General features: G+C 65.0%; 12 protein-coding genes. 6 read left to right on the top strand and 6 right to left on the bottom strand.

Translation table 11 applies throughout. From position 1 onward, the window contains the following. Positions 1-124 precede the first annotated feature (124 nt). Complete coding sequence (gene iscR / locus B1C78_RS01295) at positions 125-601, bottom strand: Fe-S cluster assembly transcriptional regulator IscR (RefSeq protein WP_077277339.1); 477 nt, start codon at positions 599-601, stop codon at positions 125-127. Between the two features lie 241 nt (positions 602-842). Beyond that, the gene (locus B1C78_RS01300) at positions 843-1,334 is read right to left on the bottom strand and encodes a DUF1249 domain-containing protein (protein WP_077277340.1); all 492 of its coding nucleotides are present in this window, start codon (positions 1,332-1,334) and stop codon (positions 843-845) included. 337 nt (positions 1,335-1,671) lie between these two features. On the opposite strand from B1C78_RS01300, the gene B1C78_RS01305 reads away from it, so the two are divergent. Next, the gene (locus B1C78_RS01305) at positions 1,672-3,306 is read left to right on the top strand and encodes an alpha-D-glucose phosphate-specific phosphoglucomutase (protein WP_077277341.1); all 1,635 of its coding nucleotides are present in this window, start codon (positions 1,672-1,674) and stop codon (positions 3,304-3,306) included. Positions 3,307-3,386: 80 nt separating this feature from the next. Here the strand turns inward: B1C78_RS01305 and B1C78_RS01310 are convergent, their stop codons facing one another. The 3 genes from B1C78_RS01310 to B1C78_RS01320 all read right to left on the bottom strand — a co-directional run bounded on the left by B1C78_RS01310 (position 3,387) and on the right by B1C78_RS01320 (position 5,557). Continuing rightward, positions 3,387-4,301, bottom strand: coding sequence for a NifU family protein (locus B1C78_RS01310; protein ID WP_077277342.1), 915 nt, complete (start codon positions 4,299-4,301; stop codon positions 3,387-3,389). Beyond that, positions 4,258-4,536, bottom strand: coding sequence for an FAD assembly factor SdhE (locus B1C78_RS01315; protein ID WP_077277343.1), 279 nt, complete (start codon positions 4,534-4,536; stop codon positions 4,258-4,260). Before B1C78_RS01315 ends, B1C78_RS01310 begins: the two co-directional genes overlap by 44 nt. Before the next feature lie 319 nt (positions 4,537-4,855). Beyond that, positions 4,856-5,557 carry a succinate dehydrogenase iron-sulfur subunit gene (locus B1C78_RS01320; RefSeq protein WP_077277344.1) on the bottom strand — a complete coding sequence of 234 codons (702 nt, stop codon included), beginning with the start codon at positions 5,555-5,557 and terminating at the stop codon, positions 4,856-4,858. A 535-nt stretch (positions 5,558-6,092) separates the two neighbouring features. Here B1C78_RS01320 and B1C78_RS01325 point away from each other — a divergent pair. The 5 genes from B1C78_RS01325 (at position 6,093) to B1C78_RS01345 (ending at position 11,685) form a co-directional block, all read left to right on the top strand. Next, positions 6,093-6,767, top strand: a complete 675-nt coding sequence (locus tag B1C78_RS01325) for a Z-ring associated ZapG family protein (protein WP_077277345.1) — start codon at positions 6,093-6,095, stop codon at positions 6,765-6,767. Positions 6,768-6,782: 15 nt separating this feature from the next. After that, entirely contained in the window at positions 6,783-7,508 is a 726-nt protein-coding gene (locus B1C78_RS01330) for an ABC transporter ATP-binding protein (protein WP_077277346.1), read from the top strand. Further along, entirely contained in the window at positions 7,505-9,868 is a 2,364-nt protein-coding gene (locus tag B1C78_RS01335; protein WP_139349764.1) for an ABC transporter permease, read from the top strand. The genes B1C78_RS01330 and B1C78_RS01335 overlap by 4 nt, the downstream gene beginning before the upstream one ends. Before the next feature lie 117 nt (positions 9,869-9,985). After that, positions 9,986-11,176: an efflux RND transporter periplasmic adaptor subunit gene (locus B1C78_RS01340; protein ID WP_077277347.1), complete on the top strand. Its 1,191-nt coding sequence runs from the start codon at positions 9,986-9,988 to the stop codon at positions 11,174-11,176. After that, complete coding sequence (locus B1C78_RS01345) at positions 11,176-11,685, top strand: DsrE family protein (RefSeq protein WP_245795263.1); 510 nt, start codon at positions 11,176-11,178, stop codon at positions 11,683-11,685. Before B1C78_RS01340 ends, B1C78_RS01345 begins: the two co-directional genes overlap by 1 nt. A 5-nt stretch (positions 11,686-11,690) precedes the next feature. Here B1C78_RS01345 and B1C78_RS01350 read toward each other — a convergent pair whose 3' ends face one another. Next, the gene (locus tag B1C78_RS01350; protein ID WP_175628196.1) at positions 11,691-12,647 is read right to left on the bottom strand and encodes a response regulator; all 957 of its coding nucleotides are present in this window, start codon (positions 12,645-12,647) and stop codon (positions 11,691-11,693) included. Positions 12,648-12,652 lie beyond the last annotated feature (5 nt).

A 12,652-nucleotide genomic window follows, 5' to 3' on the forward strand; every position in this document is an offset into this window, starting at 1 on the left:
GGGTTGCCAAACACCCCGTCTCGCGTCAGATAGCGCGACATCTGCTCCGCCACGCGATCATCCACCGGCGTCGTCGCCGAATAGTCCAGGTATATGGGTAACTTCAGAGACATCGCCCCCACCTCTACGCCGCGCTGCGGCGGAAGATGAAGTGGTGCCGGTTGACCTGACGGTCCTGGCGCTTGGCCACGGCCTGCACTTCCGGGCGATCGGCGAACTGGGCGAGGGTAATCCCGTCCAGGAATTCGTAGAGGCGGTTACTGAGATCGTCCCACAGTTCATGGGTCAGGCAACGTTCGCCCTCCTGGCAGTTCTCGTTCCCGCGACAGCGGGTGACGTCCATGCTTTCGTCCACCGCGGTAATGATATTCGCCACGGTGATCTGGTCGGCGGGACGCGCCAGCCGGTAGCCGCCGCCCGGACCCCGGACGCCCTCCACCAGTCCCTGCTTGCGCAGTTTCGCGAAGAGCTGCTCCAGATAGGACAGGGAAATGCCCTGGCACTGGGAAATGTCCGCCAGGGTGACGGGACCGATTCGATCATGGATGGCCAGATCCATCATCGCCGTCACCGCATAACGTCCCTTCGTCGAGAGTTTCATAATCCACCCCTTGTCGGTTGGGTTGAGGAGGTGAGCCAATTCCGACCTTGATAGTCGGACTTTCGGGCATTATAGCTGAAAGTTGACCATTGTAGTCAAGAATTCAGACCGAGTCCGACGGGGTTTGTTCCGACATTGCAGAACACTGCAGCAACCGGGGAAAGGCGGGGAATCAATCTAGATAATGTCTGAGGACTTCAATGCAACACATTGAATAAAAGATATTTGATAGGCGCGTAGTTCAGCGGGTGCCGGGCCCCTCCGCTGCCGTCGAAGCCCGCTCGCGCCCCAGGGCGTGACCCTGGCGCAGGCAGTATCCCAGCCACTTGTAGAGGAAACGATTCAACCGCCACTTGCAGTCCAGCCCCCTCCACCGGGGCAGATCCTCCACGCTGATCTCCAGGTCCAGCGGGCGGCAGTGGCGCCCCAGCACCTCCACCTGCCGGGCATCGTGGTACATGCGTACCAGCACGTCCGGACTGGCCCGTTGATGCCCCCGCGCGCCGAACAGATAGGTGAGACGTGCGGTAGTGGTGTAAGGCGTCTGTTCCACCACCACCAGGTGCAGATCCATGGCGCCGGGTGCCCGGGATACCCGTTCCCCATCTGCCACGGCCAGATCCGGACACAACCGGCGCAGGCGGATGTAATTCACCTCGTAAAGATCCATGAGCGCCGCAAAGCTTCGCGGTCGAGGCTCCAGGTAGGCCGGCTGTTTGTCCTGAATCAGCATGAATCGATCATATCACAGGGAAAACATCACCCGACTCTGCTAACGTCACCTAGTGTCCTGAGTCAGAGAATCGTTGCATTTCAGCGGGCCTGTACGGGTGTGCGGCAAGGCGCTCGAGCGAAGGACGGGCAGGCCCATCCGAGCGAGAGGAACGCGGCCGCGCGCCCGTACAGGCNNAGCCCCGCACAAGACCCAATGCGGCGTTGCGGGCCTTGCCAAGGGCTTGCCATTGCCTGCGGCCCGCGCCTTGCCTTGGGTCTTGTGCGGGGCTCTGAAATGCAACGATTCTCTGACTCAGGACACTAGACTGCGCCAACTATCGATTCGGACTTGAACCATGAAGATCTCCATCGTCCAGACACGTCCCTTTCAGGATCAGAAACCCGGCACATCGGGATTGCGCAAGCGGGTGCGCACGTTTCGACAGCCCCACTACCTGGAGAACTTCGTACAGGCCATATTCGACACACAGCGCGATCTTCAAGGCGGGATGCTGGTGCTCGGCGGAGACGGACGCTATCACAACCGTGACGCCATCCAGGTGATCATGCGCATGGCAGCCGCCAACGGGGTCGCGCGCATTCTCGTGGGACAGGGAGGACTGCTATCCACACCCGCCGCTTCCTGCGTCATCAGAAAGCACGGCGCGGCCGGTGGCATCGTGCTCTCGGCAAGCCACAATCCCGGTGGCCCCGAGGGCGATTTCGGCATTAAGTACAACACTGCCAATGGGGGTCCCGCGCCGGAATCCGTCACCGGCGCCATCCATCAGGCCACGATGGACATCCGGCAATACCGCATTGCCGAGGCGGCTCACGTGGATATCGATCATCCGGGTGAACAGCGCCTGGGTGAAACGATCATCTCTGTGATCGATCCGGTCTCCGACTATGCAGAACTGATGGAGTCTCTGTTCGACTTCGACCGCATCCGTGTGATGTTCGAATCCGGGGCTTTCCAGATGCGATTTGATGCGATGCATGCGATCACGGGTCCCTATGCCATGCGCATTCTGGAGGAGCGCCTCGGCGCACCGCAGGGCACGGTCATGCGGGCCGAACCGCTGGCGGATTTCGGCGGAGGACATCCCGATCCCAACCTGGCTCATGCACGGGAACTGGTACAAGCCCTCTACGGCCGGGATGCACCCGATTTCGGGGCCGCGTCGGACGGGGACGGTGACCGCAACATGATCCTCGGCAGGCGTTTCTTCGTCACGCCCAGCGACAGTCTGGCCATACTCGCCGCCAACGCCCATCACCTCCCCGGCTACAGCGACGGCATCCGCGGCATCGCGCGCTCCATGCCCACCAGCCGGGCCGCGGACCGGGTGGCGGAGCGCCTGGGCGTTGAGTGCTTCGAGACCCCCACCGGCTGGAAGTTTTTCGGCAACCTGCTGGATGCAGGCCGCGTCACACTGTGCGGCGAGGAGAGTTTCGGTACCGGTTCCGGGCACGTGCGCGAAAAGGACGGTCTCTGGGCCGTCCTTTTCTGGCTCAATCTGCTGGCCGTCAAGGGCCGCTCCGTGGAACAGATCGTGCGCGATCACTGGCGCACCTTCGGCCGCAACTATTACACGCGCCACGACTACGAAGCGCTGGATTCCGCACGAGCAGACACGCTCATGCAGGAACTGCGCGAAGGCCTCGCGAACATGGGGGGCCGAACATTCGGCGAGCGCGTGGTCACCATCGCGGACGACTTTGCCTACACGGACCCGGTGGACGGATCCGTCAGTGAGCACCAGGGCATCCGGGTTCTGTTCGAGGACGGCGCCCGCATTGTGTTGCGCCTGTCAGGCACCGGCACCGAAGGCGCCACCCTGCGCGTCTACCTGGAACGCTTCGAACCCGACCCCGAGAAACACGATCTGGACACCCAGGAAGCCCTGGCCGATCTGGCCCGCATGGCTGAAGATATTGCCGGCATCCGCGTGCACACGGGGCGGGACAAGCCGGATGTGATTACATAAGAGCAGGTACAAGGTACAAGGGTAAAGGTACAGGGGTAGCCAACCCCTTTGCCCTTGTATCTTGTACCTTGTACCTGCTTTCAGAATTCATTCACCACCTTCGCCACCCCTGGCTCCTTCGATCTCACCAGGCGTTCGACCACATTCCTGAGGTCCAGCGCCGAGCGCGGACAGCCGACGCACGCGCCCTTGAGTCGCACCCGCACGATGCGGTCCTGCAAGGCGACGAACTCGATGTCTCCGCCGTCCTGCATGAGAATGCGACGCGCCTCCTCCACCGCCTCGCGAACGCGGGCCTCGTTGACGGGGTCCTCGGCGACGACCGCCTCGCCCTGCCGTCGCGCCAGGGTCTGGACACGGTCGATGCGTAGCGCCATCTCGGCGTCGATGGCCTCGATGGCATCCAGCTCCTCTTCGCTGTAGACGTGATCGGGGTCGTCGCTCAGGAGCGCTTCGAGACGTTCCTGTTGCGTGGGCATGGGCAACGCCTCTGTGTTGTACCGGCGCTGAAGTATATCAAGGCGCCTAAGCTGCCCGAAAAAACCCCGGGGGGCAACGAGCGCATCCGCATGCACCGCCAGAAGCCGGGCTCGCAGCTGCCTGAGGGCTTGCGCGTCCGCACTGTCCGGCGCGAGGGCGAACACATGGCGACGGCGGTCGCTCTCCATGCGCAACAGGCACCAGTTTCCGGCACAAACGCTGTGGGGCGACACCCGCACCCTCAGCCATGCACCCCGGTCATCCCGGATGCGCCACCTGCCGCTCGGTTCAATGCGGATACGGGTGATCGCCAAGTGCCCGCCCAGCCAGCCGCACCGCCGCAACTGCAGGTACAGGGATCCGGCCAGGACCGGCAGCGCAAACGTCGCCACCACAGGGGAGACCGCCAGCAGACCCGCGATCGCCAGAAAGTGCAGGCCGCTGACCAGCCACAGGATCCGGCGGGAGGGTTCAGGACGAACGTCGAGCGCTGTTGCGAATGTGTTGGACCACATGGGCGACGTCCTTGTCACTGGACTGCATCTGCCCCATGAGCAGTTGCAGCAGGGTGGTGTCGGGATAGTCCAGGAGCCGCCTGAAGGTCTCCCGGCCACGGGCGTCCAGTTGCAGAAAGCCGTGTTTCAGGAAACCGTCCAGCAGCAGGTCAAGTTCCAGCATGCCGCGCCGGCAGCTCCAGCGCAGCCGTCTCACCTCTTCCTCGTCGGCTTCATTCTGCCCACTAGCCTGCATATCTCACCACCCTTCTACTGCGGCCACCTTGGTGCAATACGGGTTAGCCTGCGGTGACTGATCTGCTCCCTGAAGGAACGCGAAGGCCGCAGAGACGCGGAGGACGCGGAGAATTTGAATCAAGAACCTCTGCGTCCTCCGCGCCTCTGCGGTCTCCGCGTTGAATTCTGATCCCCGGATGGGCCTCCATGGTCAGGAGCCTGAACCGCGATAGGATACTGGCGGAAACAGTCTGTCATGCTCAGATTTTCGGCCAATCCAAGCTATTCTCCTCATGTTTCAGTCTGTTGCGCGCCAGCCGGTGTCCGCCCGGTGAGCTCTATACCGAGCGCTTGAGCATCTGCTTCTTGATCTCCCCGATCGCCTTGGTGGGATTGAGCCCCTTGGGACAGACCTGCACGCAGTTCATGATGGTGTGGCAACGGTAGAGCTTGTAGGCGTCATCCAGCTGTTCCAGGCGTTCCCCCGTGGCCTGGTCCCGGGAGTCGAGGATGAAACGGGCCGCCTGCAGCAGGGCCGCGGGCCCCAGGAACTTGTCGGGATTCCACCAGTAGGACGGACAGGAGGCGGAACAGCAACCGCACAGGATGCATTCGTACAGTCCGTCCAGCTTGTCCCGGTCTTCCGGCGATTGCTTGCGCTCCACCTCGGGGATCGGATCATTGACCACCAGGTAGGGCTTTGCTGCGCGATACTGGTTGTAGAAGTTGCCCATGTCCACGATCAGGTCACGGATCACCGGCATGCCCGGAAAGGGCCGCAGTGTGACGGGCTCCTTAAGCTCCGCAAGCGGTGTCACGCAGGCCAGCCCGTTGGTGCCGTTGATGTTCATGCCGTCGGAACCGCACACCCCTTCACCGCAGGAACGCCGGAAACTGAGGGTTTCGTCCTGTCGCTTGAGCCTCAGCAGCGCCTCCAGGAGCATCATGCCGGGCTCCACCTCGGAGTCCGGCAGCTCGAAGTCCTGCATGTAAGGCTCGGTGTCGGTCTCGGGGTTGTAGCGATAGATGGAAAAACGCATGGGCATCGTCTCCAGGCCGAATACGGGCTCCGCGTTGCGGGGCCGACATGAGTATCCTGGAACGCGCAGGCGCCACGCCAGCGCGTTCGTTGACCGAAACAGGGCGCCTACCGTCTGACCGCAATCCCCTTTACCCGTTCAGCAAAGGCGACACAAAGGCCGGTGGCCGAATCCATCTGCAGACGCCCGAGCACCACCCCATCCCCCCAACTCCGGGAGTTGGCGAGATCCGCCGTGCCCGATCGGGTCCGGGACGGCCGCGATGCGGCACAGTCCCCGCTGCCGGCCCGGTGGCACGGCTCGGCCCCGAGGGGCATCCGGGCGCACCGCTGCAGGGGCAACTGCCGGAACATGTTGATACCGATCGGGTCTCACATGTGGCCCGGAGTACCGCTGTAATGCGTGGACGCCGATACACGGCATTCTAACAGCCTTGCAACACGATGGGGACTCGCGCGCGGCTTGAGCCGTGATCGCCTCTGGGTCAAACTCGATCGCATCATCCCTCTATCGTCATCGCACCCATGGAGTAACCATGTCTCCCACCGCCGCATGGATCCTGATCATCATCGCCGTGGCCGCCGCAGGCATCATCGGGTTCTTCACGGGGCGCAACACGGCGCCCGGCAAGCGCCAGGTGGATGCCCTGCAGAAGGAACTGGAGGACAACCGCCAGGCCATGAGCGAATACAAGGAGTCCGTCAACCACCACTTCGAGAAGACCGCAACGCTGTTCACCGGTATGGCAGGCTCCTACAGGGCGCTCTACGATCACCTGCGCGAAAGCTACGGAGAACTCACCGACAGCCCGGCGCATCGCCTGCTCCCAGAACGTCCGGGCGCCCTGCTCGAAAGGGCGAAAGGCGCCGACCCCACCCAGCCCTACAAGCCACCGCTGGAACCCCGGGATGAACCGCCGCGGCAGAAACCGTCGGAGGCTTCCACTGGCAAGACGGGCCCGGACGGTGACTCGGAGGACATGATGGGCGATGCGCCGCACATCCCGGAGCGCGTCGATTTCGAGGAAGCTCCCGAGGAGCCGGTCAAGGCTCGCCGAGACGAAGATGAATCCCGACCCAGCGATGGCGAGAAGGCGGTGAAACCACCCCGCCAGGACGACAGCGGCGAGCTGGAATCCCCCAATGCGCAGCCGGCCTCCGGCTACGGATCTGCCGAAACCGAACAGAAACCCGACACCGGCCGGACCTGATCCGGGAACCCGGTCATGGAGGCCCCCGAAACCGACCGAAAAGTGGTGTTCCGTGCCCGGGGCCTCACCAAGGTGTACCGCATGGGCGAGGTGGAGGTGCACGCCCTGCGCGGCGTGGATCTGGACCTGTTCGAGGGGGAATTCGTGGTGCTGCTGGGCCCCTCGGGCAGCGGCAAGTCCACGCTGTTGAATATCCTGGGCGGCCTGGATGCGCCCACGGGCGGCGAGGTCATCTGCCAGGGGCGCAACCTGGTCCAGGCCGGTGACCGGGAACTCACCGCATTTCGCCGGCATTTCGTCGGCTTCGTGTTCCAGTTCTATAACCTGATCCCCAGCCTCACGGCGCGGGAGAACGTGGCCATCGTCACCGAGATCGCCAGGGACCCCATGCCTCCGGAGGAGGCGCTGGCGCTGGTGGGGCTGGCCGAGCGTGTGGATCATTTCCCGGCGCAGCTCTCCGGGGGGGAACAGCAGCGCGTCGCCATCGCCCGCGCGGTCGCCAAACGACCGGCAGTACTCCTGTGCGACGAGCCCACCGGCGCCCTGGATTCGAAGACGGGCATCGTGGTGCTGGAGGTGCTGGAGCGCATCAACCGCGAGCTGGGGACCACCACGGCCGTGATCACCCATAACGCCACCATTGCGGACATGGCCGATCGGGTGGTCCACTTCCTGGACGGGCACATCGACCGGATCGACACGCCCGCCGTGCGCAAGTCCCCGAGGGAACTCAGCTGGTGAGCATCCTGTACCGCAAGCTCGCGCGGGAATTGTGGCACATGCGCGGGCAGGTACTGGCCATTGCCGTGGTGATCGCCGGCGGCATGGCCACGCTGGTGATGTCGCTGACCACGCTGGACACGCTGGTGGACACCCGTGATACCTATTACCGGGATTACCGTTTCGCCGACGTGTTCGCGACGCTGAAACGGGCGCCGGAGTCCCTTCGGGAACCGGTGGAGGCGATCCCCGGCGTGCAGCAGGTGGAAACCCGGGTGGTGTCCCACGCCAACCTGGACATCCCGGACTTTCCGGACCCCGCCGTGGGCATCCTGATCTCGCTGCCGGACGGGCGCAACGCCGAACTTAATCGCCTGTTCCTGCGCACCGGACGGCTGCCGGAGCCGGGACGTGCCGGCGAGGCAGTGGTCAACGAGGCCTTCGCGGAAGAACACGGCTTCAGACCCGGAGACCGGATCGGGGCGGTCATCAACGGTCGGCGCCAGGAACTGGAGATCGTCGGTATCGGGCTGTCCCCCGAGTACATCTACCACGTGGCACCCGGCGATCTGTTTCCGGATTTCGCCCGCATGGGCATGCTGTGGATGAACCGCACACAGCTGGAGGCCGCCTTCGACATGGACGGCGCCTTCAACGACGTGGTGCTGACTCTCACCCGCGACGGACGCAGCGCCGACGTGATCCAGCGCCTGGACGCCCTGCTGGCCCCCTTCGGGGGCCAAGGCGCGCTGGATCGCAGCGACCAGCTGTCGCACCGATACCTGGAACTGGAACTGGACCAGCTGCGAACCATGGCGACGGTGTTCCCCGCCATCTTCCTGGCCGTGGCCGCATTTCTGCTCAATGTGGTGCTGACTCGCCTCATTCACAGCCAGCGGGAGCAGATGGGTATCCTCAAGGCCTTCGGTTACAGCCACGTGGACGTAGGGCTCCATTACGCCCAGATGGTCATGGTGATCGTCGCCATCGGGCTGGTCATTGGCACCGGGATGGGCTTGTGGCTGGGTCAGATGCTGTCGGAACTTTACCGCGACTTCTTCCGCTTCCCGTACCTGGAATGGCGCATCAGCACCCGCAGCCTGGCCATCGGCACACTGGTGACGCTGGCCGCCGCTGCCGGCGGGACCTTCGCCGCGCTCTGGCGGGCGGCGCGCATACCGCCGGCGGAGGCCATGCGCCCGGAGCCGGCGCCGGTGTTTCGCCCTACGCTGGTTGAACGTCTGGGGCTGCAGCGCCTCTTCGATCAGCCCACGCGCATGATCCTGCGCAACATCGAGCGCCGCCCCGTCAAGGCGCTGTTGTCCGCCACCGGCATCGCATTCGCCTGCGGCATCATGGCCATCGGCACCTTCCAGCAAGGGGCCGTGGGCTATCTGATCCAGGTGCAGTACGGCCAGGTGCAGCGCGATGACCTGACCGTGACCTTCACGGAGCCCACGTCCCGGCGCGCGCTGCATGAACTGGCCGCAATGCACGGCGTCGATCATGCAGAGCCGTTTCGGGATGCCGGGGTGCGCCTGTCGCGAGGCACCGCCGCCTACCGCACGGGGATCCACGGGTTTGAACCGGAAAGCCGCCTGCGCAGGATTCTCGATGACGAACTGCAGGTGGTCACCCTGCCCCGGGAAGGGCTCGTGCTCAACGATTTCCTGTCGGAATATCTGGACGCCCGCGCCGGCGACACGGTGTGGGTGGAGTTCCTCGAGGGTCGGCGCGAACGGGTCGCGGTGCCCGTCGCCGGTGTCGTGCGTGAGTTTACCGGCGCGTCCGCCTACATGAATCTGGACGCACTGAACCGCCTTATGCGCGAGGGGACGGCCATTTCCGGCGTCTGGCTGGCCGTGGACGCGGATTTCCGCGACGCGATCGTCCGCGACTTGAAGGAGGTACCCCGGGTGGCGGGCGTGACCGACCGGCTCACGGCGATCCAGAACTTCTGGGATTCCATGGCGAACATTGTGCTGACCTTCGCGTTCTTCAGCACGGTGCTGGCGGGCAGCATCGCGTTCGGGGTGGTGTACAACAGCGCGCGCATCGCGCTCACGGAGCGGGCGCGCGAACTGGCCAGCCTGCGCGTGCTGGGACTGACGCGGGGCGAGATCCGCTACATCCTCCTGGGTGAACTGTTCCTGATCACCCTGGTGGCGATCCCGCCCGGGTTCCTCATCGGACTGGGCCTGGTGTACCTGCTGGTGGGCACCCTGGATTCAGACCTGTACCGGGTGCCGCTCTTTCTGACACCTGACGTCTACGCCATCGCCGCATCCACCATCCTCGTGGCCACCGCCCTGTCCGCGGCGGTCGTCGCCCGCCGCCTCAACCGGCTGGACCTGGTGGAAGTGCTCAAGACACGGGAATAAGTGAGAAGTGAGAAGTGGGAATTGGGAAGTGAGAAGGGAGGGTGGTGACGTCATGCGCCGTGCCCATGGGCATTTCCTGTATCGTGTTACTTCGAACCTGTCTCTGCATCTGACTACATGATCAAGAAGATCCTCATTGCACTGATTGCCGTCGCCGTCATCGGGTTTCTCGCCTGGGGCTTCCGGCCCGCTCCTGTGCTCGTGGATACCGAACAGGTCACCCGGGGGACCTTGGCAGTCACCATCGAGGAGGAAGGTCGGACACGTGTGATCGACCGTTACGAGGTCTCGGCACCCATCACGGCGCAGGCCCGGCGCATCCGCCTGGAGGTGGGTGATGAGGTCCGGCTGGGCGACGTGCTGGTCACCCTGGACGCCCCGCCCTCCCCCGCCCTGGATCCGCGCACGCTGCAGGAGGCCCGCGCCCGGCTGGCCGCAGCAGAGGCGGCGCTGGAGACGGCCCGCGCTGACGTGCGTGCGCTGGCCGCACAGGCCCTGTATGCCCGGGAGGAACACGAGCGGCTCAGGGAACTGGCGGAACGCCAACTGGTGTCCCGCAGTACCGTCGACCGCGCGGCGGCGGACGCCGACCAGTCGGAGGCCCTGCTCCGTTCAGCCCGCTTCCGCGTGCAGACGGCCATCGGCCAGCGGGATGCCGCACGTGCGGCCCTGGCCCACGCGGATGCGGAGGACCCGGAGGCGACCGGGATCCTCGAGCTGAGGTCACCGGTGTCGGGCCGGGTGCTGCGGCGCCATTTCGAAAGCGCACGCGTGGTGCACCCCGGGGACCCGATCCTCGAGATCGGCGACCCGGACCGCCTGGAGGTCGCGGTGGACGTCCTGTCGTCGGATGCCGTGCGCATTGAGTCCGGCATGCGGGTGCTGTTCGAGCGCTGGGGCGATGTCCAGGAACTGGAGGGGCGCGTACGACGGGTGGAACCCACGGGCTTTACCAAGATCTCGGCGCTGGGCGTGGAGGAACAGCGGGTGTGGGTGATCGCGGACATCACCTCGGATCCGGCCTACTGGACACGCCTCGGAGACAACTATCGTGTCAATGCACGATTCTTCATCTGGGAGGAGGCGGATGTTCTGCGCGTGCCCACCAGCGCCCTGTTCCGCCACGATGGTGATTGGGGGGTGTTTCGCGTCCACGATGACCGCGCACAGCTTGTACGGGTGGAGATCGGCCGGCGCGGCGCCATCCACACTCAGGTCCTGGATGGACTCGAGGACGGGGACGAAGTGATCGTGCATCCCGACCGGGACGTGGAGGACGGCGTCCGCCTGCGCTTCAGGGGACGATGATGTACCGGATCGCGACAGTACTGACACTGTTGTTACTGGCAAGTGCGGCCCCGAAAGCCGACGAGGCGGCGGTGAATGCCCTGCTCGCCCGGGACACGCCGCCACCCGGCGTGGTCTTCGAGCTGGTGGAAAACGATCATGAGGCGCTGCAGACCCTGTTGCCCCGCATCAGGGCGTACATCTCCGCGCTGCGGGCGCGCCACCCGGACATGGGCATGGCCGTGGTCAGCCACGGCAACGAGCAGTTCAGCCTCACACGGGCACAACGCGATGCGCGCGCAGAGCTGCACGCGGCGGTGGAGGGTCTGGTGCGGGACGCCGATGTGGAAGTGGCCGTGTGCGCCACCTACGCGGGCTGGCGGGACGTTTCGCCGGAGGATTTCCCGGACTATGTGCAGGTGGCCGAATCGGCACCCGCGCGCATCAACGACTTCCGCGCCCTGGGGTACGAAGTGATCCGCCTGCGGCCGCCCGGCGCAGACACAGGGATACCCGACGACGACTGGTGACCTGGCTAGCCGCCGGCCGTGACCGAATTCAGGTCCGGTAGCGCCCCGCCCTCCTGCGCCATGGACTGCATGGCCTGCACGGTACGGTTGAACATCTCCAGGATATAGGCGTACTCGGAGTAGCCCTGCCCGGCGCGCAGCGCCTCCCGGGACAGGTCCTCGTGACGGGCGCACAACTGCGACAGGCCCCTGGCGCCGAGCCCCATGGCGGAACCCTTGAGCGCGTGCAGCGCCTCGTGCCACTCGAGTGCATCCCGCCGCTTGAGCGCCGTCTGCATGCGTGCGAAGTAGCCGCTGCCGTCGCGGCGGAAATCCGCCATGAGTTCCTCGATAAACCCCGGATCGGGACTGAGTTCCAGAAGGGAACGAAAGGTCTTTTCGTCCAGCAACCCAACCGCTTCGGGCACCGCGGGCGGCGATGCGGCCGGCGCCTCCGGCACCGCCTTCGGTGCCTCTTGAACCGGCCGGGCCCGGGGGATCGTCAGCAGTGACCTCACCACGGCGGACAGCCTGTCATCACCCAGGGCCTCGGTGAGGTAGGCGCGCGCACCGGCCCTGATGCAGACCTCGCGCGCCAACGGGGTGGGGTCAGTGCCGAGGGCAATGACGGGCACGGCCTGGGCGTCCGATTCCGCGGCCCATGTCCGCAACCACTCGATACCGCCTTCCAGAGGCGACTTGAGGTTCAGCACCACGAGGGAGAAATCCCCGGGGCGCTGACGGAACACCTGCAAGGCCTCGTCTACGCTGGCTAAGGAGACCACCTCGAGACCCAGCCGGGTGAGCATGCGGCCCAGCAGCCGGCAACTGATGCGGTTGTGCTCGGCCAGCAACACCCGATGACGCTGTGGTGTGCGTGCCCGTGCCCGCATCGGCATGCGCGAACGGGCAGTGGTGCCTGGCGGAAGACGGATCGCGCGACGGCGATCCTCGAAGACGATCGAACCTTTCCCTGTATCCATGATCA

The organism is Thioalkalivibrio denitrificans (assembly GCF_002000365.1).
GTDB classification, from domain to species: Bacteria; Pseudomonadota; Gammaproteobacteria; order Ectothiorhodospirales; family Ectothiorhodospiraceae; genus Thioalkalivibrio_A; species Thioalkalivibrio_A denitrificans.